We start from the raw sequence: 26,594 nt of genomic DNA on the forward strand, positions 1-26,594 counted from the left end.
TTTTTATCTCTGCGCACTTGCCTGTGCAGAATTTATCACTTCAGGATTAGTCTCTGAAGTTGTCGAACTGGAATGGTTGTCCGAGTTCTGATTCTTTGGCTAGACGCATGACCGCTTGTAGGTCATCGCGCTTTTTGCCAGTGATGCGTACTGAGTCGCCTTGAATAGCGGCTTGCACTTTAAGCTTGCTGTCTTTGATGGCTTTAACTAGCTTTTTAGCAATCAGTGAATCGATACCTTGCTTAAAATTAACTTTTAAACTGAAGGTTTTGCCACTGTGAACCGCTTTATCATCGACTTCCATTGACGACGGATCGACGTTGCGTTTACTCAACTGAATACGCAAAATATCAACGAGCTGCTTACAAATAAAATCATCTTCCGCTTTTAGCGTGACAACGTTGTCTTTGTATTCAATTTCAATTTCTTTACCACGTAAATCAAATCGGCTAGCCACTTCACGGCGAGAGTTTTCTACCGCGTTACGTAATTCTTCTTCATCAACTTCCGACACAATATCCATAGATGGCATGTTGCTTTCCTCTTTGATTCATCACATTTATATACGGCTATTTTACACTAGGAGTCATTAACAGGATAGTGGAGTACAACTTAGGCTCTATTAAACCGATTATCGTGCGCTAATATCCCATTGATTAACAAAATATCATTAACCAGCTATTTTAAATGATATTGTAGTTAAAACGCCCATTCTATTGAGTTTTACGACTATGGGTTTGTCATTATCGATAGTAAAAACGGCCCTTTTTGAACAATTGTTACTTTCTATAGAGGTTAATTAGTGACAATTTTAAACAGGTTTCTTATTATTAGCGATATTCTCATTTCACAAGGCTGATGTTACGCTCGTGATCACTTATAAAAACATTTTTAAACTTGCGTTAGTTGTTGCTGTGATAGTGACTAGCTATCTTGTTTTTTCAAAACCAAGTTACCCGCAAACGTTCGCCCATATGGATAAAGTGGGCCATTTAGGCAGTTTTTTAGCCCTTTCATATCTAGCACATTACGCTTTTAAACCGCGTTGGTATTTTTTGTGTACCTCTTTGGCAGCCTATGCAGTGTTAATTGAATTGATTCAATCTCGCTTACCTTATCGCAGTGCATCAGCTGCCGATGTTATTGCCGATTTTGTCGGGATTGCATTATTTTACTTATTGCACTTTTCTATCAATAAGTACCGTAAATTAAAAGCGAATCGTTAATACCTCATGGTAAAAACATCAGCGTTGCCAGCGTCATCCACACACGACAATAATGCTCTCATTGCCGTTTTAGGTGCAGGTGCGATTGGGCAATTGATGTATCATAAATTGAGTGTTAATACCCAAGAAGCTCAAGTAAACGAGGTGATGTTGATTGGCAGAGATAAGCAGACTCGCCATCAACAATTGCGTTTTATTGACCACACCCAACACACCCATGAAGCATTAGCGACTATATTGGGAACAGATGATAACCGCTTAGCGCGAGTTGAATTACTGTTTGTGTGTGTTAAAGCCTATCAAGTCGAGCAAGCGCTTTTACCTTTATTACCGAAACTGTCGCCTCAATGCCATATTGTATTACTGCATAATGGTTTAGGCCCGCACTTACCTGTTGCTGCAGCCCTTATGCGGTATAAGGATATGGGCTTAACCTTAGGCACCACTTCACAAGCGGCGTTGAAGTTAAGCCCGTGGCAGGTGAAGTACAGTGGTTTGGGTGTGACTCAGCTAGGTCATTATTGTGGCTCTGCTATGTCGACAGCGTTAAAGATGCGCATATCTCGTCTACATAGTGACAACCAACCGATTGAGTGGCATCAACCTGTATTACCAGTCTTGTGGCAAAAGCTGGCCATTAATGCAGTAATAAACCCGTTAACTGTGTTAAATCAATGTGCTAATGGTCAATTGGCAGCAACAGAATATCAATCACAGATCAGTGCCATTATCGATGAGCTAGTAGAAGTGGCTAAATATGATGGCATCATATTAGATAAGGCAGCTGTCAAAGCGCGGGTTTATCAGGTGATTGAGTTAACCTCGGCAAACTTCTCATCTATGTATCAAGATGTCGCCCACAGCAGACCGACTGAAATTAACGAGATAAATGGCTACATTTGCCAGCAAGCCAAGGCGCTTCATCTTAATGTGCCCAATAATCAATATCTCGTCGACAAGGTTTTGCAATTGAGTAAATCTTGAATGCGATGCTATCACTCGCCTCAATTCAATTTAAATCATCGAGTAAGTCAGCCCAAATCAAAATATTTGAACTGATAATTATTCGCTACTGGATTTAGCTCCACATGACCAAAACAGCTGCTATCGCGATTAAAATCAAACCCGCTACATCGTTAATTTTAACTTTATCTTTAAGCCAAAAAACAGCGATCATCAAAGTAAAAAACACCTCAATCTGGCCGAGTGTTTTGACATAAGGCACAGCCTGCAACGACATTGCGCTAAACCAACCAATTGAACCGATGCAACTGGTGATACTAATTGATAAGGTTAATGTGGGTCGTTGCCACAACGCCGCTAAAGTCGATTTATCTTTTGCCAGCAAATAACCAATGAGCACGATGGTTTGTAAACCAATAACCCACAGTAATACCCATGCTGCACGATGCGTAAACGGCCCTTGCAGAGTTAAACTTGCTTCGCGTACCCATAGGGAAGTCAACGCAAAAGCACTGCCACACGCAAGCCCTAACAAGACTGTTTTAACTGAGAGCTGTTTAAAACCTTGTTTGCTGCTTAACAACATTATTGCTAAGCCGCCAATAACAACGCCTATCCAGCCTAATAGGGATAATTGAGTGCCGAAAAATAGCACCCCAAGTATTGCAGCGACTAATGCTTCACTTTTAGCCAGCCCGGCACCAATGGCAAAGTTTTGCATTTTAAACAGTTTAACCATCAAGCCTGTTGCTAGAATTTGCATCGATGATGCACCAATCACAAAGCCCCAAAATGTCCCTGTAAACTCAGGTAATGCACTAGGTTGATATTGATGTAAACCATACAGATAACACGCAGCAATAGGGCCGGCCCAAATGAATCGAGCCAAGGTAACACCTGCAACACTGACTTCTTTACTGAGTTTGCTTTGAAATGCATTGCGCCACGCCTGCATAAACGCAGCGAGGAAGGTAAACATGATCCACATAATTAACTATTGCTCATTACATAAAAAAGCCCTGAAACTTGGTAAAAAGTCAGGGCTTATACAAGGGCAATTAGATTACTGTTTACGACCATTAAAAGACACTGATTAAATGCCTAATTGATTAAAAATCAACTTACCGCTGTTTCAGTCTTTCAGTGTCATTGATGGCTTACTTGCTGGTATCAATAAACTCAAAAGATTTAACCAATTCATCAACCGCTTTCATCTGCGTTAGGTATTTCTCTAATAAATGCAGTGGTAGCGCACATGGGCCATCGCATTTTGCATTATCAGGATCGGGATGGGCTTCAATAAATAGACCCGCTAAACCTAATGCCATACCACTACGAGCAAGCTCGGTTGCTTGTGCACGACGTCCACCAGCAGAATCTGCTCGTCCACCAGGGCGTTGTAGTGCATGAGTGGCATCAAATATTACCGGATAACCGGTTTGTTTCATTTCGTCCATGCCTAGCATGTCTACAACGAGGTTGTTGTAACCAAAACTACTGCCACGTTCACATAAAATAATATTGTCATTACCGGCTTCGTTAAACTTGGTAATGATGTGACGCATTTCGTGTGGCGCTAGAAACTGCGGTTTTTTCACATTGATCACTGCACCGGTTTTCGCCATTGCCACTACAAGATCAGTTTGGCGTGCTAAAAATGCAGGCAACTGAATAATATCGACAACTTCTGCAACTGGCGCACACTGATGAATTTCATGCACATCGGTTATCATAGGTACGTTAAAGGTTGATTTTATTTCTTCAAAAATACGTAAACCTTCTTCCATACCAGGGCCACGGTATGAGTTAACCGATGAACGATTGGCTTTATCAAAAGACGCTTTAAACACATATGGAATGCCAAGCTTTTGGGTCACTTCCACATAATGCTCGGCAATCGACATCGCTAAATCGCGCGACTCAAGCACATTCATACCACCAAATAACACGAACGGCTTATCGTTAGCGACTTGAACGTTATTAGATAACTGAATAATTTTTTGATCCATTTGATCCTCTTAGCGCATTACGCTGCAACAATTTGTAATAACTGACCACATAGCCATGCCATGTAAGTACCTAATGCATAACCGAATACTGCCAACAACACCCCTACAGGTGCTAATGCTGGATGGAATGCAGCAGCCACCACTGGCGCCGATGCAGCTCCGCCCACGTTTGCCTGGCTGCCCACTGCCATATAAAACAATGGCGCTTTAATGAGTTTAGCAACCAATAACATTAATCCTGCATGCACTAACATCCACACGATACCGATTAAGAAATAAATCGGCGTATCCATGACTTTAGATACATCCATATGCAAACCTATGGTTGCAACGAGAATGTATAAAAATGCCGAGGCGATTTTAGATGCGCCAGAGGCTTCAAGATGACGCACAGGGCTAAATGAAAGTCCTAAGCCAATAGTAGTCACAATTACCACTAACCAGAAGAATTTAGAGGTTAAACTGTAATCTTCGGTCCACGGATAGTTGGCTTCAAAGAATGGCCCCAAGAAATCTGCCGCAAAATGGGCAAAACCTGTTACCCCAAACCCAACAGCCACAATTAACATGATGTCGCGAAGTGATGGAATACGTGAATTCTCGGCGTGGTACTTTTCTACTTTCTCTTTTAGCGCTTCAATTGCCGTGGTGTCTGCACCCGTTCTGGCATCAATCTCTTTAGCTTTTGATGCCATAAACAGCAGTACTGCCATCCAGATATTGGCCACGATGACATCTACCGTAACCATTACCGAGAATATCTCACCACCGACCGAATAAATCTCTTTCATCGCGGCTTGGTTAGCACCACCACCAATCCAACTTCCCGCTAAGGTTGTCATGCCGCGCCATACGGCGTCAGGACCATTACCACCTAGTAGTGATGGATCAATCATTGATACGCTTAATAGCGCAATCGGTCCGCCAATAACAATCCCCAGCGTGCCGGTTAAAAACATTATCACCGCTTTAGGGCCTAAACTAAGAATGGCTTTTAAATCGACACTTAAAATCAATAACACTAAACACGCAGGCAATAAATACCGCGAAGCAACAAAATACAGTTGTGACGCATGACCATCGATCACACCAAAAGTGTTTAATAATGAAGGTAAGAAATAGCACAGTAGTAATGCTGGGATGTATTTATAGAATTTTTGCCAAAACGGATGGGTAGATGAACTAGTGTAAAAAACAAAACCTAAAATAACGGCGAGTATACCCAGTGCGGTGGCATCATTGCTCACCATTGCTGACGTTGTCATGCAGTGTTCTCCCTTACAAATACATTATATTTTTTGTTGTTATTGTGATTGTTATTGCGAAAATCAATGGTGATTAAAATCGCATGATTTCGCAGCAGAGCTTTTAAAACTGAGCTTGCTGGCGCCCGACTTGCGAACTAAAGCCACTTTGAGTTAACCCAAAGCAGCCTGTTCGGCAGGTAATATCACATCATTAATGATAAACCTGCATATGTTGACTGAGTTCCTTTAATTGAATCTTAACCAGTTCAATCACCGGATCATGCGGACTCAAATCAATGAAGTGTTGTAAATCAGACATGGCCACTTTAATGCAACCTAATTGCTGCGCAATAAACGCTCGCTCGCGATTAAGATGTACATCATCTGGATGCCATTGTAATAATAAATTACAGCATTCCATTGCCTGTTCAAATTTATGACTGACAATACAACCCGCTTTTAGCTCATGTAACATGCGGCTAATTAATCGTTTTAGCGTAGCTGTTTTTAGATGACTCGGCTTTAATTTAGCCGCATTACCCAATTCACCACGTACAAATGCATGCAACTGATGACGGCTAAGCTCTTCACCTGTAAGCGGATCATGATATCTAATAACATCATTCACTTGGCTTTTTAATACCGTATTACCGGGTAATAAAACCGCCTCGAGTGTTAAGTCGAGTTGCTTAGCCAATAAAATGAGTAATATTGATAACGTGGTGCTGTTACCTTGACGCTTTAACACGCAATAGCTTAAATCTGCCGCCTCAACACTAAAATAGTCATCGCGAGCACAAAAGCCTAAATCATTGTAAAACCACTTAAACAGACCTTCAAGCCGTGCTTGTTGGTCAACAACATAGTGACTCAATACCGAACCAGCCATTTCATACCATGCCCACATAGCAGGTTTAGAGGTTGAAAAGCCAAGATGTTCAGAGAGTTCAAATGCAGTTTCAGGTATCGAAACTGCATCATCAAGATGATATTTTGCCATTAAAAACCAATTAACCCATGAATACGACTTGTTTAAAATGAGCCAGTTTGGCCGCTAACACTACCCAACCTATTGCACCGATAAAAGCAAAAAACTTAAACAGTTTATTACGGTTAGATTTAAGTGCCATGATGCCTAAAGCAATGTATGCCGCAACACAGATGATTTTTTCTGTCATCCATGGATCAACAAAAGGATATTGTTTGATCATAAAGCAAAGAGTGAAGCCTGATAGTAATAAAAAGGTATCAATAACATGTGGCGCCACTTTAACAAACTTTTTTTCCATAATAGGAGACTGACGTAAATGCAAAACAAAACGCACGATAAAAAAGATCACACTCATGGCAACTAGCATCATGTGAGTATGCTTTACCGCTGGATATAAACTGTAAAATGTTTCCATTAATTAAGTCTCATTAAAAAGGTCAAAATAAAAGGTGGCTAGTCTACTCTATCAACCAGCCACATACCAATATCACGATGAGTGTTATTTACTTAGAAGGGAAACGCCGAGTAAGACAGGATTATCAATCAGCCCATTGTCCTAGCGTACATCGATCATTGCTGCCAAAGTCTCGCACTGTGGCGACATTTTGATAACCCAGCTCAATCAGTTTTTCACGAACTTTGATTGCCTGCTCATAGCCATGCTCAAGCAATAAGTAACCACCGGGAAGTAAATGAGCCCGTGCTTGCTCTGCAATGTAATACAAATCAGCATAACCTTCATTGCCTGCGGTGAGTGCACTTTGCGGTTCAAAGCGAACATCGCCTAAATGAAGATGCTCATCGGCTTCATCAATGTAAGGAGGATTAGACACAATTAAATCAAAATCGCGCTGCTCTACCGCTGAAAACCAGTCCGACTGGATAATTTCGACTTCGGTTAAATTAAGATTACCGCGATTAGCTTTAGCAAGCTCGACAGCCTCAGGCACATTATCAATGGCAGTAATTCGCCATTTTGGCCGCTCAGACGCTAGAGCCAATGCAATGGCCCCCGTTCCGGTACCTAAATCCAATACTTTGGCATTGTGACGCACAGATAAGTTCAGTGCAGTCTCTACTAAAATTTCAGTATCAGGCCGTGGAATAAGGGTGGAGTCGTTGACAATGAAGGGTAATGACCAAAACTCTCGCTCACCAATAATATGCGCAACCGGAGTGCCACTTTGACGCTTAGTAATCATCTGACTATAAGCTTTAAATTGCTCACTGGTCAGCTGCCGCTCAGGCCAAGTGTATAAAAAACTGCGATTTTTATTCATACAATGCAATAGCAATGCCTCTGCATCCACATGTGCAGATTCAGAGGTTGCAGCTAATTGTGAATAAGCCCATTGCAGGGCTTCAGCAATTGTTGAATACGAAGACTGAGTCAAGAGCACTCCTTAATCGTCAGCTAACGCTGCAAGCATGTCTGCTTGATGTTCTAGCATGATAGGTTCAAGCAAGACATTTAAATCGCCTTCCATGACTTCATTCAAGCGATATAGCGTTAAGTTGATACGATGATCACTTACGCGACCTTGTGGGTAATTGTACGTTCTAATACGTTCAGAACGATCACCACTGGCCACTAAACTACGGCGGGTTGTTTCTTCAGCGCTACGTCTTTTTTCATCTTCAACCGCTTGAATACGCGCTGCCAATACACTCATCGCTTGGGCACGGTTTTTATGTTGTGAACGCTGATCCTGACACTCAACAATAATGCCCGATGGAATATGGGTAATACGAATAGCAGAATCGGTTTTGTTAACGTGCTGACCACCCGCACCAGAGGCGCGGAATGTATCCACTTTTAAGTCTGCTGCATTAATCGAAATCGCTTCAGCCTCTGGTACTTCATGCAATACCACAACAGTACAAGCAGAAGTATGCACACGACCTTGAGATTCGGTTTCAGGCACACGTTGAACGCGATGTCCGCCTGACTCAAACTTTAATTTACCGTAAGCACCGTCACCACTGATTTTAACAATGATTTCTTTAAAGCCGCCATGCTCGCCTTCGTTGACATTCATCACTTCCATTTGCCAACGGTTGGCTTCACAGTAACGAGAATACATACGGTATAAGTCGCCAGCAAAAATAGCCGCTTCATCACCACCAGCACCGGCGCGAATTTCAAGAAACGCGTTGGTGTCATCGTTAGGGTCTGTTGGCAATAGTAAAACTTGTAATTCATCTTCAAGCTTTTCTAGCACTTGCTTTGACTGCTTATACTCATCTTGCGCCATTTCGCGCATTTCAAGATCGTCTTCTTCAAGCATCTCTTTGGCGTAGTCGAAATCTTTTTGAGCTTGTTGAAATGCCTTAAAGCTACTCACAACATCTTCAAGTTGAGAATATTCTTTTGATAATCCACGAAAACGGTCTTGATCCGAAATCACGGTAGCATCACTGAGTAACGCTAATACTTCTTCATTACGTTCGAGCAAGCCTTCAAGCTTGCGGATAACGGATTCTTTCATTTAGCTCGCTAACCTTAGTTTTTATCTAAACCAAGCGCAGTTCTTAATTGGCCTAACGTATTCAAATCACCTTGGCGGCTTGCTGAAGTGAGCGCTTGTGTAGGTGAATGTATCAAACGATTGGTCAGCCTGTTAGCTAACTCAAGTATCACTTGTTCACTATCACTGCCTTGAGATAATTTATTCAAGGCACGTTCAACTAATTCATCTTTAATAGCCAAGCTCTGGCTGCGATATTCGCGAATACTGTCGACTGACTCTAAAGACCTAATCCACTCCATAAATAAGTGTGATTGATCTTCAGTAATTAATTCTGCTTGCTCGGCGGCTTCTTTACGTGAAGCCATGTTCTGTTCAATTATGCTATGCAGATCGTCTACAGTATAAAGGAATGCGTCGTCTAACTCACCGACTTCTGCTTCAATATCTCTTGGAACTGCAATATCCACCAACAACATAGGTTGGTGACGACGCTGTTTTAGCGCTTTTTCGACCATACCTTTACCTAAAATAGGCAAAGGGCTGGCGGTAGAGGATATCACGATATCGGCTTTAGCGAGAAAGTCTGGTATTTGTTCTAAGGTAATTGCGGTCGCATTAAACTCTTCACACATGGCTTGAGCACGTTCAATCGTGCGATTTGCCACCACCATAGAAGCAACACCATTATCTTTAAGGTGCTTAGCGACTAATTCAATGGTTTCTCCAGCACCAATGAGTAACACCTTAGTGGTGCTCAACGATGAGAAAATATGTTTGGCCATGCTGACAGCGGCAAAGGCAACAGAAACCGCGGCGGCACCGATTTCAGTGTCAGTACGCACTTTTTTAGCCACTGAGAAAGTATTTTGAAATAAACGATCGATGGTTAATGCAATAGTGCCTGCTTCTTTGGCTTTCACAAACGCTTGTTTGACCTGTCCCAAAATTTGCGGTTCGCCTAGCACCAGAGAATCTAAACCTGACGCTACCCGCATTAAATGTTTGACAGCAACTTGTTCTTCATAGGCGTAGATACACGGCATTAAATCGCTATGATCTAAACCATGATAATCTTCTAACCATTCAATAATGTCTTCCTTTTCAGCATTATTGCAATATAGCTCAGTTCGGTTACAGGTAGACACAATAACAGCCTCACCCGTGCGGGTGCGACTGGCCAAGCTTTTCATGGCATCATGAATGCGGTCTGGAGAGAAAGCGACTTTTTCACGCAAATCTACCGTGGCGGTTTTATGGTTTATCCCGATTATTACTAGGCTCATTAGACGGTATCAAGTTCTTTTCGGTGACGTTAATTAGGCTATTCTACTGAATTGGACCAACTAAAAACACAATTGGCTTAACAAAACCGAATAAATGTCTAAATTTTTATTTATTGATCACATATCTATTGTGCAAACCATTACATTAATATCACATTAATTTTGGCAAAAGCATTTTTACATAATGGCTTAAGCCCAGTATCATAAGATCATCTTAAGCAACCGCTAGGCAATCCATTGCGTTTATCTGCATCTTTATTTCATACTGCTCTCATTACCGTGTTGCTTGTCTTAGCCGGTTGTAGTGTCACTCCATCTGATGATTTCACCCCTATCGATGTGACCAACGCAGCTCAAGCCAAAGCATGGGAACTTCAAGGCAAAATTGCCGTCAAGACATCGCAAGACAAATTCAGCACCAATTTGTATTGGCTACATCAACCTAAAGCAAATGATTTACGCCTAACAACGGTATTAGGCACTACAGTATTAACCCTTAAGACAAATCAAGGTATGGCGACACTTGAAGTTGACGGCAAAACCTATCGTGACAGTAATGCACAAGATTTACTGACAGGTATTAGCGGATGGTCAATCCCGCTTGATAGCCTTCCTTTATGGATTACCGGCCAAATTGGCAGCAATGATAAAATTGTCAGCTATAATCCTGATGGCACAATTAAACAATTAATCAGTCACGACTCTGAAGCCAATTGGGTAGTCAGTTTTCTCGGTTGGCAACAACAAAGCGGCGCGCTTGTGCCTAGGTTGTTGAAGGTTGAGCGTGAGAATGTACAAATAAAAATTCAAACTAATCAATGGACAGCGGTAGCAGCCAAAACTAAATAACGTTAAATATTCAGTGCTGGCTAATCAACAAGGTAGTGAACAAAAACATGACATCGACGAAATCACGCAAATCAGCGGTATCCAAAAGTTGGCCTGCTCCTGCAAAACTGAATTTATTTTTACATGTAACTGGCCAACGAGCCGATGGCTATCACGAATTACAAACACTATTTCAATTTATTGACCATTGTGACTACCTTGATTTTCATATCACAGACACACCAGATTTAATTCTCCATTCTACGATGTCCGATTCTGTCGCTAACAGCGATAACTTAATTCTTAAGGCCGCAAAATCACTTAAGCGTTACGCCCAATATCAAGGCGGTGCGCATATTTGGTTAGAAAAATTATTACCTATGGGTGGTGGTTTAGGCGGCGGTTCATCTGATGCGGCAACTACATTAGTGGCGCTAAATGCCTTATGGAAAACCAATGTTTCACCCAGTAAACTGGCTGAAATTGGCTTAACGCTTGGTGCGGATGTCCCTGTTTTTATTAATGGTTTATCTGCGTTTGCCGAAGGTGTAGGTGAGAAGCTAATCACAGTACATCCACCCGAGTCATGGTATTTAGTTATTGTCCCTGATGTACATGTGTCAACCCAGGATGTTTTTCAACATCCTGATTTGCCACGTAACACACCAAAATTGGATATGAGTAGTTTAATGACTCAACAATGGAGCAATGATTGTCAGAAACTGGTCACAACTAAGCACCCTCAAGTTGCCAATGCCTTAAGCTGGCTGGTAGAATATGCGCCGTCGAGAATGACCGGAACAGGTGCATGCGTGTTCGGGGAATTTACACATTCGCAACAAGCCCTTGACGCTTTAGCCAAATTACCGGCTGATATGCGAGGTTTTGTCGCAAAAGGGATGAACAAGTCGCCATTACAAATACGACTTGAGCAGCTCTAACAACATTATTTCTTCTGGGTCAGTTTTGAGTGACAACACGTAAAATTGATCTAGCCTTTAATCGTAAAGCAAACACCTGAGGTTCATAAAGTGCCCGACATCAAGCTCTTTGCTGGTAACGCTACCCCAAATCTAGCCGCCAAGATAGCCGACCGTTTATTTTGCAAACTTGGCGACGCAGTTGTAGGCCGTTTCAGCGACGGTGAAATCAGTGTTCAAATAAACGAGAATGTACGTGGTGCGGATGTGTTCATCATCCAATCTACTTGCGCACCAACTAACGATAATCTCATGGAGCTTATTGTAATGGTTGACGCGCTACGTCGTGCATCAGCGGGTCGTATTACTGCCGTTATTCCGTACTTTGGTTATGCTCGTCAAGACCGCCGTGTACGCAGTGCACGTGTACCCATTACCGCAAAAGTTGTTGCAGATTTCTTGTCAAGCGTGGGTGTTGACCGCGTATTGACTTGTGACTTACATGCTGAGCAAATTCAAGGTTTCTTTGATGTCCCTGTTGATAACGTGTTCGGTAGCCCTGTGTTACTTGAAGACATGTTGGCAAAGAAATTAGAAAATCCTGTTGTTGTGTCTCCTGATATTGGCGGTGTAGTTCGTGCTCGTGCAGTTGCCAAGCTATTAGATGATTCTGACCTTGCGATTATCGATAAGCGTCGTCCACAAGCTAACGTTGCCCAAGTAATGCATATTATTGGTGATGTTCAAGGCCGTGATTGCATCATCGTTGATGACATGATCGACACGGGTGGCACCTTATGTAAAGCTGCTGAAGCATTAAAAGAACATGGCGCTAACCGCGTGTTCGCTTATGCTACTCATCCGGTATTCTCAGGCAATGCTGCTGAAAATATTGCTAATTCTGTTATCGATGAAGTTATCGTGACAGACACGGTGCCATTAAGCCCTGAAATGCTGAAAGTGGCTAAAGTGACCCAGCTAACGATGTCTGCAGTATTAGCTGAAGCGATTCGTCGCGTTAGCAACGAAGAGTCAATCTCTGCGATGTTCCGCCACTAATCATCTTTAGTGAGTGAAACAACTAAACGCACTCTTACGAGTGCGTTTTTGTTTGGTTAAACCTCGCAAAAATACTTTATATAAGTTACTTGAGAAATAAGCCGAACCACCATTACCAGATGTTTGTCAGTATTGAATGGCAGATGTCTAACATTATCCGTCAAATCATTCTACAACCTTCAAGCATTCAACTCATAAGTGCATTTATTGATTGAATCAATAGCATCATCTCATCGTCCGCTTCCAAACCCAAAAACCAGACTCATCTATGCAGTCATGCTTTGCATGACTGCATTCGACTCTAGCGGATGCTGAGAATGTGCAGAATAGAATGCCTTTTGAGTGTGTAAAAAAGTATTGCCCGCAGTGATACCGGTTTGATAATCATGGCGTAAGCCCATATCTGTGCTACCCAACAATTTGCTTTGCAGATCATCATCAGCAAAAATTTGAATGATCTCGACATCATCTGGTGGATTGGCGATAAACGCGAGCTCTTGTTCGTAAGCATGTTCATGCTGAACCAAGTAATCTATGGTTTTGGGACAATAACCTGACACACAAATCCATGATTTTAATTTATGCACCCAAGCAGACTGTGCATGAAAATCTGCATTAACAGTACGAATTACCACTATTTTTCTCGCACCACGGCGATATGCTTCACGAACCGGTAACGGCGCAGCCAGTCCACCATCAAGATAAAAGTCCGCTTGAGGGTAATCATCGTCGGTCTGAACTTGATTAGCTGCACTGGCGGTTAACCAGGGCGCAAGTTTAACCCCCTGTTTATATAGAAAGGGTAATGCACTTGAGGCTTTAAGCAATTCGCGCCAGTGGTCATTATCACCATTTGGGCGTAAGAAATAACCTTGTCGGTCGCGTGAATTAGTTGCGGTGATCAATAACTCGCGTTGTCCCAAAGATTTCGCTGCTGCGGTAAAGTCTAAGGCAAAACTACCTTGAGTCGTTTTATCAAAGTACCAGTCCAAATCGACAACATTTCCGCCAACTAACCCTCGGCCCAGTTGGTAAAATCGCTTATGTCGTGATAACCCACGGATTAATCGTTTGGCATAGCCTTTTTGGCGAGATAAAAAACTCGTGAGATTTTGTGAACCAGCAGATGTGCCTATGAATAAATCAAAGGGATCAAAATCATTATCTAACCACGCATCTAAAACACCAGCAGTGAATATCCCTCGCTGCCCACCACCTTCAGCAATCAGTGCCATCTTGGGTTGTGATGCTTCATAAGGGTTCGTTAATGGTGTTGGTGTTAGGACGTTCATGATAAGCCTTTCTAAAAATATTCACTGCATAAGACAAGTCTAAACAACAGTAAGTAAAATAGATAACCGATAGAATCAATCGCGTTGATAGGAAAATACTATTGGTAAACAATACCGATTGTATTAATTATCTGCTTATTCAGAGTAACTTGATAGCAGATGGGATAAGGCTAAGGGGTGATTTTCTTTGAGCAGTATTAACATCAACAGGCTTCAATATGCTCAAAACATTTTGCTGAAAACATTTTGCTGAAAAAGAATAGCAAAAAGCCCGTCTATAAGACGGGCTTTTTAGAATTTGGCTGGGATACAAGGATTCGAACCTTGGAATGCTGAGATCAAAACCCAGTGCCTTACCGCTTGGCGATATCCCAATAGTATTTTTTAAACAGATATGAAGAACAATTGTGGCTAAAATTTGATGGTACGGAAAGAGAGACTTGAACTCTCACACCTCGCGGCACCAGAACCTAAATCTGGCGTGTCTACCAATTCCACCATTCCCGCATCAAATTTTAACTTAGAGTATACTCTTTTTATTTCAGAGTAAACTTTGCTTTACCAGCTAACGTAAGTACAACTCACTCTACCCAGTAAATATGGTAGCAATGGCGGGACTTGAACCTGCGACCCCAGCATTATGAGTGCTGTGCTCTAACCAGCTGAGCTACATTGCCAAAGATGGCTGGGATACAAGGATTCGAACCTTGGAATGCTGAGATCAAAACCCAGTGCCTTACCGCTTGGCGATATCCCAATAATCTTGTCTAACTTTATAAATGGCTGGGATACAAGGATTCGAACCTTGGAATGCTGAGATCAAAACCCAGTGCCTTACCGCTTGGCGATATCCCAATCAAACTTTTTGAAACATCCGCTTAAGCCAATATTTCTAATAAATGGTACGGAAGGAGAGACTTGAACTCTCACACCTTGCGGCACCAGAACCTAAATCTGGCGTGTCTACCAATTCCACCACTCCCGCACAACACTCTAGTTTAACATCTTGAGCAGATGGGTAAGAAATAGATGGTAGCAATAGCGGGACTTGAACCTGCGACCCCAGCATTATGAGTGCTGTGCTCTAACCAGCTGAGCTATATTGCCACTATTTCTTGCTATCCCTCTTGGTGAGGAACGGGGCGTATTATGCTTATTCAGGTTATCTAGGTCAACTGGTTTTTTTCGCTATTTTCATCAATTCGACTTGTTCGGCTATAACTTCACCAAACTGAATGCCGAATCGACAAAATAAACCCAATTAACACACCTTAAACACCTTTACGCCCCATTTTAATTTCTAATTAACGTAAGTGACACTTATACGTTAAATAAGAAATGCATTACATCGCCATCTTTAACGATGTATGTTTTACCTTCAACACGTAATTTACCCGCATCTTTGGCGCCAGCTTCACCTTTGTAGGTAATAAAATCTTGATATGCCATAACCTGTGCACGAATAAAGCCACGTTCAAAGTCGGTATGGATTACGCCAGCAGCTTGTGGGGCAGAAGCACCAACAGGTACTGTCCATGCGCGAACTTCTTTTACACCTGCAGTAAAGTACGTTTGCAGATTCAGTAATTCGTAACCTGCACGAATTACGCGGTCTAAGCCAGACTCTTCTAAACCAAGGTCAGCCATAAACTCTGCGCGGTCATCTGCTTCCATTTCTGCTAATTCAGATTCAATAGCAGCACATACAGGCACAACGATAGCATTTTCTGTAGCGGCAATAGCACGAACAACATCTAAATGAGGGTTGTTTTCGAAACCATCATCGGCAACGTTAGCAATGTACATTGTTGGTTTAATCGTTAAGAAGTTAAGGTAAGCAACGGCTGCTAACTCTTCTTTAGTTAATTCCAACGAACGCAACATTTGGCCTTCATTTAACAATGGACGCATTTTTTCAAGTACAGCGACTTCAAATTTTGCATCACCGTCGCCGCCTTTAGCACGTTTAGCTTGACGAAAAATAGCGCGCTCACATGCGTCTAAGTCTGCTAGAGCTAGCTCAGTATTAATGACTTCAATATCGCCAGCTGGGTCAATTTTATTCGCTACGTGAACAATGTTCGGATCTTCAAAACAGCGTACTACATGACCAATTGCATCAGTTTCACGAATGTTAGCTAAAAACTTGTTACCTAAGCCTTCACCTTTCGATGCACCAGCGACTAGACCAGCGATATCAACGAACTCCATAGAAGTAGGTAAAATACGTTGAGGTTTAACAATAGCAGCTAACGCATCAAGACGTGCATCTGGTACCGGTACCACACCCGTGTTTGGCTCAATAGTGCAAAACGGAAAGTTTGCCGCTTCAATACCCGCTTGTGTTAACGCATTAAACAACGTTGACTTACCCACGTTTGGCAGACCAACAATGCCGCATTTAAAACCCATATGCTTACCTTTATATATGTAGAGTTATCCCATTGGATAATGATGTCGAAAGGGTGTTAAAACAAAACTCGCTTGGCTTATTCTGCTTTGAACGAATGTAATCTATGCATGGCTTTCGCCATGTCTTGGTTAAATAAAATCTCGGTTGAACGAACCGCTTCATCAATCGCGGCGTTTATTCGCTCTTGCTCTATCGTTGGTGCCCTGCCAAGTACGTAGCCGCTGACTTTATTTTTATCGCCTGGATGGCCAATGCCAATGCGCAAACGATGAAAGTTTTTGTCGTTACCTAAACTGGCAATAATGTCTTTTAAACCATTATGACCGCCATGGCCACCGCCCAACTTGAATTTAGCCACACCAGGATCCATATCCAGCTCATCATGGGCGACTAAGATTTCCTCGGGCAAAATGCGGAAAAAATTGGCTAACGCTGCAACCGACTTACCACTTAAGTTCATATAAGTTGTCGGGATCAGTAAACGAACATCCCTGCCATGCAACGTTGCACGGGCTGTGACACCAAAATATTTACTCTCTGCAACCAAAGGGACATTACATATACGCGCTAATTCTTGCACGTACCATGCACCAGCATTATGGCGAGTTTGTGCGTATTCAGCACCCGGATTTGCCAACCCGACAATCAATTTAATGTTACTCATCACAACCTAGTCAGTTTAATAGCAAACAATGCTGCTAAATGCCTTCATGGGGTACATCAAAATACACATGATGCAAAACGCGGCATTTTATACCAATTTCACTCATAATGTAATCATTCAAAGCCACTCATGCTTTACGGTTGACGACTCTTTACAGAAGTCATGTTTGTTGCGTAGTAAGCCTAGCTAACAAATGGCACATATCGCCAACCGATAGTTTAATTCAGCCCAAGCGCGTACTTCAATACTTTACGTTTTAGCGGTGAGTCGATATTGGCCAGTTTTAACGCGCCATTACGCAGTAATTTTAATGGCAATAAATTGTTACTAAAACCAGCGTAAAAAGCATCCATTGCAGTCATCATCAATTGATTATCATAATATCGCGCTTGCTGATAATGCTTTAATACACTCGCATGCCACCATGTTTTACCATTACCAATAGCATTAGCAATTTGAGCCACCAGCACATCGACATCTTTAAAACCAATATTAACGCCTTGACCAGCTAATGGATTAATCGTGTGAGCTGCATCGCCAATAATAACCAGATTATCTTGATAATATTGTTGTGCATGGCGCCGAGTTAATGGAAAACTACCGCGATTTTCAACAGTAAAATCAGGGTCTAATCTCGATGGGAAATGCAGTCTGATTTGTTCGGCAAGTTGTAGATCATTCAGTTGAGATAACTGTTTAATTCGATTGGCATCGTCATACCACACTAACGAAGCATTATTTCCAGGCAGCGGCAGTAAGCTTCTAGGCCCTGCTGGAGTAAATTGCTGCCAGGTAATTGATTGCTGAGGAGTTTGAGTACTTATATTGATTAACATTGCCGATTGGGCATAATCCCAACCTGTCACCCCAATACCAGCCCATTGGCGCACTTGCGAGTTAGCCCCATCGGCACCAACAAGTAATGTTGTAGTAAGCATATCGCCATTATCCAGCAAAACACCGACTTGATGACCATCTCTTAAACGCGAAAACTGCATCACTTTAGCTGGACACAGTAAGGTGATGTTGTCCATTTGATGAATTTGTTGCCATAGGCTTAATTGAATTAAACGGTTTTCAAAAAAATAGCCTAAGTGCGGCTGGCCAACTTGTTCGGCGCTAAATGCAGTAAGGCAGCCATCAAGTTCCCATGTTTCTAAACCAGTATATGGCACATGACGCATGGTTAGCAGCTCATCCATAACACCAAGTCGCGCTAACAATTGCTCAGATGCCACACTAATTGCCGAAACTCGTACATCTAGAGGCTGCTCTGGTTCATAAGGTTGCGGTTGGCGAGATTCAATCACTGCAACACTGAGCCCTAACTGACCTAATCCAATCGCTGCTGCTGCACCGACCATTCCGCCGCCAACAACGACAACATCATAATGATTATTGTGACCAGTGGTGTTCGTTGATGTGCATGAAGCATCTTGCATTGTGTTGGCATCCATAAATAGTGAGATGAGTTTCTGTTTAATATGACAGTGAATAGAGGTCAATATATGTATAAATATGTCTATAAGAGCTAAAGCATGACCAAATGTTGCTATAACGGCTTTTTCCTACACTTGCTTACAATGAACAAAAACCAATCAATAAACGATTTTATATGCTGTGACTGTCTGATTAATTGATCCACTTTACGTCATCAAGAGAGGACATCATGAACCGTCACCATCAATTTGTACGCCATTACATTCGCTATGGTTTAATTGCCACAGTTTTGATCACCACAATCATAAGTTGCGCATTAATACTGTCGACTAATGCCAGTGCCAATAACCCCAAAAATAATTTAATCACTCCGGACGCAACAAATATAGGTCCCATTGAAACCATTACCGTGACATATCGTAATGCATTCGATTATGCCCTATATCAACAAACCACGGAAATGTTGCTCCGCTTTAATCGCGATCTAAGCCAAAGTAATCTCGTTCAAGTCCAGCAACAAAGTCGCCAAATGGCCGCGGAATTTGGTTTTTACTCAGCTCAATCCATCACGTTTAACGCCAACGATAAATCATTACAATTTTCAAGGCTATTACAAAGTTTAGATTCAAATGAGTGAAACTTGCACTAGTGCTAGCCAGACCGCCTGACAACAGGTAAAATGTCGCGCTATTTTTACTGTGATTTACTGGCGAGCACTGATGAGTAAAAAACTTCATATTAAAACCTGGGGCTGTCAAATGAATGAGTATGACTCATCAAAGATGGCCGATTTATTAGACGACTATCAAGGATATACCTTGACCGAGGACGCAAGCGAAGCAGATGTTCTGCTGCTTAATACTTGCTCTATTCGTGAAAAAGCACAGGAGAAGGTATTCCATCAGCTAGGGCGTTGGAAATCTTTAAAAGATAAAAATCCTAATTTAATTATTGGGGTCGGCGGTTGCGTTGCCTCACAAGAAGGTAAAGCAATTAAAGATCGCGCTCAATGCGTTGATATTATCTTTGGTCCACAAACATTGCATCGTTTACCTGAGATGATTGAACAAATTCAACGTGGCGAAAAAGCCGTGATTGATATCAGTTTCCCAGAAATTGAGAAGTTCGATCGTCTTCCTGAGCCTCGCGCTGACGGTCCAACCGCGTTCGTGTCAATTATGGAAGGTTGCAGTAAGTACTGTTCTTTCTGCGTGGTACCTTATACCCGTGGTGAAGAAGTCAGCCGTCCGTTAGATGACGTTATTCTTGAAGTGGCCCAATTAGCCGCCCAAGGTGTACGTGAAGTCAATTTATTAGGTCAAAACGTTAACGCATATCGCGGTGCAACTCATGATGATGAGATATGTACCTTTGCGGAATTATTGCGCCTAGTGGCCTCAATTGATGGTATCGACCGTCTACGTTTTACCACTAGCCACCCAATTGAATTCACCCAAGACATTATCGATGTGTATGAAGACACGCCTGAATTGGTGAGCTTCCTGCATTTACCGGTGCAATCGGGTTCTGATCGTATTTTGACCCAAATGAAACGCGGTCACATGGCAATTGAATACAAGTCGATTATTCGTCGCTTGCGTAAAGCTCGTCCTGATATTCAAATCAGTTCAGACTTTATTATTGGTTTCCCTGGCGAATCTAAACAAGATTTCGCTGATACCATGAAACTGATTGAAGATGTTGGTTTTGACCACAGCTTTAGCTTTATCTACAGCGCTCGCCCAGGCACGCCTGCGGCAGATTTGCCTGATGATGTTAGCGACGAAGAAAAGAAGCAGCGTTTAGCTATTTTACAAGAGCGCATTACGCAACAAGCAATGCGTTATAGCCGTCATATGTTAGGCTCAGTTCAACGTATTTTAGTAGAAGGTCCATCGGTAAAGAATCCAATGGAACTTCGCGGTCGTACTGAAAACAGTCGAGTCGTTAACTTTGAAGCCGCCCACACTCATATCGGCAGTTTCGTTGATGTGAAAATTGTTGATGTTTATACCAACTCATTACGCGGCGAATTTGTCCGTGGTGAAGATGAAATGGATTTACGTCGCAGTTTACAACCAGCTGATATTATGGCTAAACACAAGCAAGATGACGCATTAGGTGTGACCCACTTTAAGCCGTAATTCATGTTTGTTGCTTAAGATGATATTAAAGGCGGCTTGTCCGCCTTTAATTTTGCCTAAAATTAGTCATATTATGGTAATTCGATACAGAGACTCGTAAACTGTCATTATTACTAAATGGCATATATTTTGTTGTCCAATACCAAAACCTGGAGCCTTATTTGACCACTAAAGTCACTACCATGAATTTGTATCTAGAACCTTCAGATACTCGCCGCCTCGTGTCATTATGTGGCCCATTTGATGACAACATCAAACAGCTAGAGCGCCGATTAGGTGTTGAGATTGTTCATAAAGATAACCACTTCACTATTGTTGGACTGCCACGTAATGCGCTCAATGCCAATAACTTGCTGCGTCAGTTATACATTGAAACCCAAACCGTAAAAGGCAGCACGCCAGACTTAGAACCTGAAGTAGTGCATTTAGCCATTCAAGAAGCCATTAACCTTGAAGCACAGCAAGGCTCCGACGACAGTAGCATCCATATAAAAACTAAGCGTGGTGTGATTAAGCCTCGTACACCAAATCAAAGTGTGTACATGCATAATATCACTCGTCACGACATCAGCTTTGGTATTGGCCCTGCTGGTACAGGTAAAACTTACCTTGCTGTTGCAGCGGCGGTTGATGCGTATGAGCGACAAGAAGTGCGTCGTATTCTATTAACTCGTCCTGCGGTTGAAGCCGGCGAGAAACTCGGTTTTTTACCGGGCGATTTAAGCCAAAAAGTCGATCCATATTTACGCCCACTTTATGATGCCTTATTTGAGATGATGGGTTTTGAGAAGGTTGAAAAACTGATTGAACGCGGCGTAATTGAAGTCGCCCCGCTCGCTTACATGCGCGGCCGGACTCTCAATGATGCTTTCATTATTTTAGATGAAGCCCAAAACACCACAGTTGAACAAATGAAAATGTTCTTAACCCGTATTGGGTTTAATTCTCGTGCGGTGATCACTGGCGACATTACTCAAATTGATTTACCTCGTAGCCAAAAATCAGGCCTACGTCACGCCATTGAGGTGCTCAGTGAAGTATCTGAGATCAGCTTTAATTTCTTTATTGCCCAAGATGTGGTCCGCCACCCTGTTGTTGCTCGTATCGTTGAAGCGTATGAAGCATTCGAGCAACAAGAGCAAATCCAAAAAACCATCAAAGAACAAGCTTATCGTGAACGTGAGCAGAAACGTCAGCTAATAGATAAAGAGGAAAGTGCTCAATGAGCCAGCAAGGGATATCATTAGATCTCGACCTGCAAATTGCAGTCGATAATCCACATTTACCGACTCAAGCTGAGTTTGAAACTTGGGTTCGAACGGCTATTGGCCAAACAATGCCAGTAGTCGAGTTAACCATTCGTATTGTTGATATTGCCGAGAGTCAGCAGCTCAATTCAACTTATCGCGGTAAAGACAAACCAACTAACGTATTGTCATTTCCATTTGAAGCGCCGCCTGAAGTTGAATTGCCATTATTGGGTGACCTCGTTATCTGTGCACCAGTGGTGGAACAAGAAGCAATTGAGCAAAATAAACCGCTAATCGCACACTGGGCACACATGGTCATACACGGTAGCTTGCATTTGCTGGGTTATGACCATATTATCGACGAAGAAGCCGATGAGATGGAGTCATTAGAGACCCAACTTGTTGAAGGCTTAGGTTTTGACAATCCCTATAAGGAAGCATAAATAAACAAGGTATATCTTATAGATAACCCTGTTTAGGTAAATATTATGAGTGACGATATCCCCCCGAGTACAAACGCCCACAAGAAGAGCTGGTTCGATAAAATTAACCAATTATTTCAGGGCGAACCTCAAAATCGCGAAGATTTAGTTGATGTCATCGCCGGTGCAGAAATGCGTGACCTCATCACCGAAGATACTCGCGAAATGATTAAAGGTGTATTAGAGGTTTCCGACCTTCGTGTGCGCGACATCATGATCCCAAGATCGCAAATTGTTACCATTCAAATAGACTCGACCGTCGATGAGTTTTTAGAAATCGTCATGGATTCAGGTCACTCTCGCTTCCCTGTTGTTAATGAAGACAAAGATCATATTGAAGGCATTTTACTGGCTAAAGATTTGATCAAATACGGATTTAAACAATCTGATGAATCTTTTACTCTTGCCCAAGTGATTAGACCTGCCGTGGTCGTTCCTGAAAGTAAAAGAGTCGATGTACTGCTCAAAGAATTCCGCTCGCAACGCTACCATATGGCGATTGTTGTCGATGAATATGGTGGAGTGTCAGGCTTAGTCACTATTGAAGATATTCTCGAAGAAATTGTCGGGGAAATTGAAGATGAATTTGACCATAATTCAGTTGAAGATACCGAAATCAAAAAACTCAGTAACACGGTGTTCATGGTAAAAGCGCTGACTGAAATTGAAGATTTCAACGATGCCTGTGGTACCAACTTCAGTGATGAAGAGTTCGATACTGTCGGTGGTATGGTGTCGCATGCATTTGGCCATTTACCAGAACGTAATGAAAGCATTATCATCAACAATATCGAGTTCAAAGTCATTAACGCAGATAACCGCCGCTTGGTGCAACTTCGTGTTAAACTCCCTGACCCTAATATTAGTGAAGAATTCGACGACTAAATCGTGCTAAAAACTCAACCTTTACACTCTTCTTTGAGTATTGTTCGTCTGGTGACGGCATTTATTGCTGGCGCCAGTACGGCACTTTCGTTTGCGCCTTATGAAATTTGGGCCATATTTCCTTTAGCATTGAGTTTTGCCCTATGGCAGAGTCATACATTAACCGCCAAACAAAGTTTGTATTACTGGCTTAGTTTCGGTTTTGGCTGCTTTGCCATTGGCATTAGTTGGGTGCATGTCAGTATTGATACCTTTGGTGGCATGCCCATTGTTGTGTCGATAACCTTAATGGCTTTACTGGCACTGTATCTGGCAATTTATCCCGCAATAACAGGATACTTGCTCAGCAAGTTATCACGCACAGCTAAGCACTCCTTAAATCCTTACTTTACCTATCTAGGATTATTCCCAGCATTATGGGTGCTAACTGAATGGTTAAGAGGATGGGTACTGACAGGTTTCCCTTGGATTTGGGCTGGCTACAGCCAAACATTAGGGCCTCTTAGTGAATTTGCCAGCTTTATTGGTGCGTTAGGACTGAGCTTTGTGGTGGCTTTAGTTGCAGGCTCACTGATGCTGTTAACACAAAAGCGAGTATTCCCAGTGTTAATCATATTACCTATCTTGGCATTAAGCGCTTGGGCGGCACCGCAACTCAACCCAATATCAGCCAGTGGTAAAACAGTTAAAGTGGCATTAGTGCAGGGTAATATTCCCCAAAGTATGAAGTGGGAGCCAGATGCATTGTGGCCAACCATGCTTAAATACATGGATCTAACCCGTGAGCAATTTGATGATGCCTCTAGTGTCGATATCGTTATTTGGCCAGAAGCTGCCATTCCTGCACCAGAAGCCATGGTGGAAGACTTTTTATTGAATGCCAATCAAGTCGCCAATATGAATAACATTGCGATTATTACAGGCATTATTAGCCACCAGCAAAATGATTTTTATAACTCATTAATCGTATTAGGTAATCACCATCAGAAACAGCAACAAAGTGCTGACTATATTGCCGGTGGCACCAACGAGTTTAAGAAACATCATTTACTGCCAATTGGTGAGTTCGTGCCATTAGGGGATTTATTACGCCCTATTGCACCGTTTTTTAATTTACCAATGTCATCATTCCAACGTGGTGACTACACTCAACCTAATTTAATTGCACTGGGTTATCATGTAGCGCCGGCGATTTGTTATGAAATTGCCTTTCCAGAGCAAGTAAGAGCAAGCGTTACAAATGAAACAGATATGCTACTCACCGTATCAAACGACGCTTGGTTTGGCGCATCTAACGGGCCATTACAACACATGGAAATAGCCCAAATGCGTGCCATTGAAATGGGTAAACCTCTTCTGCGTGGTACCAATAATGGCATTACTGCAGTCGTTGATCCGCATGGACGAATTACCGATGCTATCCCGCAGTTTGAAACTGGGGTGTTAGTAACCAATATTGCACTTTATCAAGGTGAAACTTGGTTTAGAAAAATAGGTCAATTCCCCTTACTCATACTGTGCGGTTTATTAGTGTTATTTGGTGTCAGAAACGTCTTACGTAAATAACAGGACAATTTGATGTCACAATCGATTCGACTCCAAACACAGGTTCTCTCAAAAGGATTTACCTTAATAGAGTTGATTGTGGTCATCATTATTTTAGGCATTCTAGCGCTGGTTGCAGCACCTAAGTTTATTGGCTTGAGTACCGAAGCGAGACAGCGCACCCTATCGGGCCTCATGGGCAGCATTAAAACAGCCAATACTCTGGTGTATGCCCGTTCAAAAATGACGAGCTTACGAGTGCAAGCCGTCACAAACCGCGATGACTTAATCGATATTGATATCGACAACGACGGAGTATTTGAAACTCGGTTGAAATGGGGCTATTTAGACAACACGGACATCGAAAAATGGATCGTTGTGGATGACGCTTTTACCATTCAATATCAAGGAATTGCTATTACTTATATCGGATATGATAAAGATGATAATGGCCAGGTCATCAATGACAATTGTTACTTTTCTTACACTCAAGCCGCAGATGCAAATACAGCACCCCAATATCAAACTGTAGTCAGTGGTTGCTAATCTACAACCATCTTTAAATGCATTTAGATGTTAAAAATAAGCTATCAATATAAACTAAGCTTCAGCTTGCTTCGTAATGTCTTCAGTAAACAACTATTGGTGAAGATTACGATGCAACTATTTGAAATAAAATTAGCCATATCCCAACAAACTAAACATCCAACGATTATTAGTTATGCCGACTCAAATCATTATTTGCTCGGTGTTAAAGATCTGCTGGGAAATTTTTACAGTGTTCGCAATAAAGCAGGGAAACAGCTGAGTTTCAACTCAATCAAACAAGCTGAAGTGTTATTGAAACAACAAGGCATTCATTATGCCATGCTAGAAATTCAGACAGCGTATGATGAAATGATCGGTAACAGCAGTACGAGTCACTACCATTACCGAGTAGAGTTTTAAGTATTCACTTAGCTGTTTATGGTGTTAACGGCTCCCTTGAAAACTCATTATAATCACATTTTGGGCAGTCGGGGATGACCCCAGGAAAATCGATTTGCATTTGATGACCACATTTATCGCAGGTCAGTTTACCTTGGTTAATAATTTCCCCAGACTTATAAACACCATGATGTTTAAAATCTTGTAAAAGTTCATGCCACTCCACTTGGCTACGATCAGTTATTTCGCTCAACCACTGCCATAATGTATTCTCAATCCCAATAACCATCGGACTAAAACTCAAATTATCGGCATTTTCCTCATTTAAGAAGGCTGCAATGTCACGCTTTAAAAATTCTTCTACTAAAGCGAGCTCTTCTTCATCTGCATGAGATTTTAGTTTTAAATACTCTTTACCCTGGGTCACTGACTTAAACAAACTTTTAGCAGTCAATGAGTTATCTTGCTCAAACGAGGTTTTCACCTGTTCGAATAGTGACTGATATAAGGCTAATAGTGCTGAACTTTTTCCACTCATAAGTAATACTCCTTAAT

General features: G+C 42.0%; 27 protein-coding genes and 7 tRNA genes. 13 read left to right on the plus strand and 21 right to left on the minus strand.

Annotation, left to right across the window (positions count from 1 at the left end):
- Positions 1–46: 46 nt before the first annotated feature.
- Positions 47–532 (minus strand): YajQ family cyclic di-GMP-binding protein, encoded by a 486-nt coding sequence (locus H5125_RS11265; RefSeq protein WP_101088723.1) that lies wholly within the window; start codon positions 530–532, stop codon positions 47–49.
- Between the two features lie 337 nt (positions 533–869).
- Here H5125_RS11265 and H5125_RS11270 point away from each other — a divergent pair, with 337 nt between their 5' ends.
- Both H5125_RS11270 and H5125_RS11275 read left to right on the plus strand, forming a co-directional pair.
- The gene (locus H5125_RS11270) at positions 870–1,226 is read left to right on the plus strand and encodes a VanZ family protein (RefSeq protein WP_101088722.1); all 357 of its coding nucleotides are present in this window, start codon (positions 870–872) and stop codon (positions 1,224–1,226) included.
- Positions 1,227–1,232: 6 nt separating this feature from the next.
- Positions 1,233–2,210 (plus strand): ketopantoate reductase family protein, encoded by a 978-nt coding sequence (locus H5125_RS11275; RefSeq protein WP_182744292.1) that lies wholly within the window; start codon positions 1,233–1,235, stop codon positions 2,208–2,210.
- 94 nt (positions 2,211–2,304) lie between these two features.
- On the opposite strand, the gene H5125_RS11280 is transcribed toward H5125_RS11275, so the two are convergent.
- The 8 genes from H5125_RS11280 to hemA form a co-directional block, all read right to left on the minus strand.
- A complete protein-coding gene (locus H5125_RS11280) occupies positions 2,305–3,177 on the minus strand; it encodes a DMT family transporter (RefSeq protein WP_162023772.1) in 873 nt (290 codons plus the stop codon).
- Positions 3,178–3,346: 169 nt separating this feature from the next.
- Positions 3,347–4,198 carry a 3-deoxy-8-phosphooctulonate synthase gene (gene kdsA / locus H5125_RS11285; protein WP_011636211.1) on the minus strand — a complete coding sequence of 284 codons (852 nt, stop codon included), beginning with the start codon at positions 4,196–4,198 and terminating at the stop codon, positions 3,347–3,349.
- 17 nt (positions 4,199–4,215) lie between these two features.
- The gene (locus tag H5125_RS11290) at positions 4,216–5,463 is read right to left on the minus strand and encodes a DUF819 domain-containing protein (protein WP_101088719.1); all 1,248 of its coding nucleotides are present in this window, start codon (positions 5,461–5,463) and stop codon (positions 4,216–4,218) included.
- A gap of 193 nt (positions 5,464–5,656) precedes the next feature.
- A complete protein-coding gene (locus H5125_RS11295; RefSeq protein ID WP_101088718.1) occupies positions 5,657–6,445 on the minus strand; it encodes a tetratricopeptide repeat protein in 789 nt (262 codons plus the stop codon).
- Positions 6,446–6,455: 10 nt separating this feature from the next.
- The gene (locus tag H5125_RS11300) at positions 6,456–6,851 is read right to left on the minus strand and encodes a SirB2 family protein (RefSeq protein ID WP_011636208.1); all 396 of its coding nucleotides are present in this window, start codon (positions 6,849–6,851) and stop codon (positions 6,456–6,458) included.
- Between the two features lie 124 nt (positions 6,852–6,975).
- Entirely contained in the window at positions 6,976–7,830 is an 855-nt protein-coding gene (gene prmC, locus H5125_RS11305; protein WP_059744790.1) for a peptide chain release factor N(5)-glutamine methyltransferase, read from the minus strand.
- Positions 7,831–7,839: 9 nt separating this feature from the next.
- Positions 7,840–8,925, minus strand: a complete 1,086-nt coding sequence (gene prfA / locus H5125_RS11310) for a peptide chain release factor 1 (protein WP_101088717.1) — start codon at positions 8,923–8,925, stop codon at positions 7,840–7,842.
- A 14-nt stretch (positions 8,926–8,939) separates the two neighbouring features.
- The gene (gene hemA, locus H5125_RS11315; RefSeq protein ID WP_182744293.1) at positions 8,940–10,190 is read right to left on the minus strand and encodes a glutamyl-tRNA reductase; all 1,251 of its coding nucleotides are present in this window, start codon (positions 10,188–10,190) and stop codon (positions 8,940–8,942) included.
- A gap of 237 nt (positions 10,191–10,427) precedes the next feature.
- On the opposite strand from hemA, the gene lolB reads away from it, so the two are divergent.
- From lolB to H5125_RS11330, 3 genes are all read left to right on the plus strand, one after another.
- A complete protein-coding gene (lolB, locus tag H5125_RS11320) occupies positions 10,428–11,039 on the plus strand; it encodes a lipoprotein insertase outer membrane protein LolB (protein ID WP_162023774.1) in 612 nt (203 codons plus the stop codon).
- Between the two features lie 47 nt (positions 11,040–11,086).
- A complete protein-coding gene (gene ispE, locus H5125_RS11325) occupies positions 11,087–11,959 on the plus strand; it encodes a 4-(cytidine 5'-diphospho)-2-C-methyl-D-erythritol kinase (RefSeq protein WP_182744294.1) in 873 nt (290 codons plus the stop codon).
- A gap of 90 nt (positions 11,960–12,049) precedes the next feature.
- Complete coding sequence (locus H5125_RS11330; RefSeq protein ID WP_011636202.1) at positions 12,050–12,997, plus strand: ribose-phosphate pyrophosphokinase; 948 nt, start codon at positions 12,050–12,052, stop codon at positions 12,995–12,997.
- A gap of 266 nt (positions 12,998–13,263) precedes the next feature.
- Here H5125_RS11330 and H5125_RS11335 read toward each other — a convergent pair whose 3' ends face one another.
- The 11 genes from H5125_RS11335 to H5125_RS11385 all read right to left on the minus strand — a co-directional run bounded on the left by H5125_RS11335 (position 13,264) and on the right by H5125_RS11385 (position 18,808).
- Positions 13,264–14,289: a patatin family protein gene (locus H5125_RS11335; RefSeq protein WP_101088713.1), complete on the minus strand. Its 1,026-nt coding sequence runs from the start codon at positions 14,287–14,289 to the stop codon at positions 13,264–13,266.
- Between the two features lie 299 nt (positions 14,290–14,588).
- Positions 14,589–14,663 (minus strand) — tRNA-Gln (locus H5125_RS11340).
- A gap of 48 nt (positions 14,664–14,711) precedes the next feature.
- A tRNA-Leu gene (locus H5125_RS11345) sits at positions 14,712–14,796 on the minus strand.
- Between the two features lie 93 nt (positions 14,797–14,889).
- Positions 14,890–14,966: transfer RNA gene (locus tag H5125_RS11350), tRNA-Met, on the minus strand.
- Between the two features lie 5 nt (positions 14,967–14,971).
- Positions 14,972–15,046, minus strand: a tRNA-Gln gene (locus H5125_RS11355).
- A gap of 23 nt (positions 15,047–15,069) precedes the next feature.
- A tRNA-Gln gene (locus tag H5125_RS11360) sits at positions 15,070–15,144 on the minus strand.
- 45 nt (positions 15,145–15,189) lie between these two features.
- A tRNA-Leu gene (locus tag H5125_RS11365) sits at positions 15,190–15,274 on the minus strand.
- A gap of 45 nt (positions 15,275–15,319) precedes the next feature.
- A tRNA-Met gene (locus tag H5125_RS11370) sits at positions 15,320–15,396 on the minus strand.
- A 213-nt stretch (positions 15,397–15,609) separates the two neighbouring features.
- Positions 15,610–16,701: a redox-regulated ATPase YchF gene (gene ychF, locus H5125_RS11375; protein WP_101088712.1), complete on the minus strand. Its 1,092-nt coding sequence runs from the start codon at positions 16,699–16,701 to the stop codon at positions 15,610–15,612.
- 77 nt (positions 16,702–16,778) lie between these two features.
- Positions 16,779–17,366: an aminoacyl-tRNA hydrolase gene (pth, locus tag H5125_RS11380; protein WP_101088711.1), complete on the minus strand. Its 588-nt coding sequence runs from the start codon at positions 17,364–17,366 to the stop codon at positions 16,779–16,781.
- A 218-nt stretch (positions 17,367–17,584) separates the two neighbouring features.
- Positions 17,585–18,808 carry an FAD-dependent monooxygenase gene (locus H5125_RS11385; RefSeq protein ID WP_182744295.1) on the minus strand — a complete coding sequence of 408 codons (1,224 nt, stop codon included), beginning with the start codon at positions 18,806–18,808 and terminating at the stop codon, positions 17,585–17,587.
- Positions 18,809–19,035: 227 nt separating this feature from the next.
- On the opposite strand from H5125_RS11385, the gene H5125_RS11390 reads away from it, so the two are divergent.
- The 8 genes from H5125_RS11390 to H5125_RS11425 all read left to right on the plus strand — a co-directional run bounded on the left by H5125_RS11390 (position 19,036) and on the right by H5125_RS11425 (position 26,060).
- Positions 19,036–19,443, plus strand: a complete 408-nt coding sequence (locus tag H5125_RS11390) for a hypothetical protein (protein WP_182744302.1) — start codon at positions 19,036–19,038, stop codon at positions 19,441–19,443.
- Positions 19,444–19,525: 82 nt separating this feature from the next.
- Positions 19,526–20,950 (plus strand): tRNA (N6-isopentenyl adenosine(37)-C2)-methylthiotransferase MiaB, encoded by a 1,425-nt coding sequence (gene miaB / locus H5125_RS11395; RefSeq protein ID WP_101088708.1) that lies wholly within the window; start codon positions 19,526–19,528, stop codon positions 20,948–20,950.
- Positions 20,951–21,111: 161 nt separating this feature from the next.
- Positions 21,112–22,176: a PhoH family protein gene (locus H5125_RS11400; protein ID WP_182744296.1), complete on the plus strand. Its 1,065-nt coding sequence runs from the start codon at positions 21,112–21,114 to the stop codon at positions 22,174–22,176.
- Complete coding sequence (gene ybeY, locus H5125_RS11405) at positions 22,173–22,643, plus strand: rRNA maturation RNase YbeY (RefSeq protein WP_101088706.1); 471 nt, start codon at positions 22,173–22,175, stop codon at positions 22,641–22,643. Before H5125_RS11400 ends, ybeY begins: the two co-directional genes overlap by 4 nt.
- Positions 22,644–22,688: 45 nt before the next feature.
- Positions 22,689–23,567, plus strand: coding sequence for a CNNM family magnesium/cobalt transport protein CorC (gene corC, locus H5125_RS11410; RefSeq protein ID WP_101088705.1), 879 nt, complete (start codon positions 22,689–22,691; stop codon positions 23,565–23,567).
- 3 nt (positions 23,568–23,570) lie between these two features.
- The gene (lnt, locus tag H5125_RS11415) at positions 23,571–25,133 is read left to right on the plus strand and encodes an apolipoprotein N-acyltransferase (RefSeq protein ID WP_101088704.1); all 1,563 of its coding nucleotides are present in this window, start codon (positions 23,571–23,573) and stop codon (positions 25,131–25,133) included.
- Positions 25,134–25,145: 12 nt separating this feature from the next.
- The gene (locus H5125_RS11420; protein ID WP_101088703.1) at positions 25,146–25,658 is read left to right on the plus strand and encodes a prepilin-type N-terminal cleavage/methylation domain-containing protein; all 513 of its coding nucleotides are present in this window, start codon (positions 25,146–25,148) and stop codon (positions 25,656–25,658) included.
- A gap of 111 nt (positions 25,659–25,769) precedes the next feature.
- Positions 25,770–26,060 (plus strand): DUF6482 family protein, encoded by a 291-nt coding sequence (locus H5125_RS11425; RefSeq protein ID WP_174839650.1) that lies wholly within the window; start codon positions 25,770–25,772, stop codon positions 26,058–26,060.
- Between the two features lie 16 nt (positions 26,061–26,076).
- Here the strand turns inward: H5125_RS11425 and H5125_RS11430 are convergent, their stop codons facing one another.
- Positions 26,077–26,577 (minus strand): zinc ribbon-containing protein, encoded by a 501-nt coding sequence (locus H5125_RS11430; RefSeq protein ID WP_101088702.1) that lies wholly within the window; start codon positions 26,575–26,577, stop codon positions 26,077–26,079.
- Between the last annotated feature and the right edge of the window lie 17 nt (positions 26,578–26,594).

Source organism: Shewanella sp. SR44-4, assembly GCF_014163715.1.
Classification (GTDB): domain Bacteria; phylum Pseudomonadota; class Gammaproteobacteria; order Enterobacterales; family Shewanellaceae; genus Shewanella.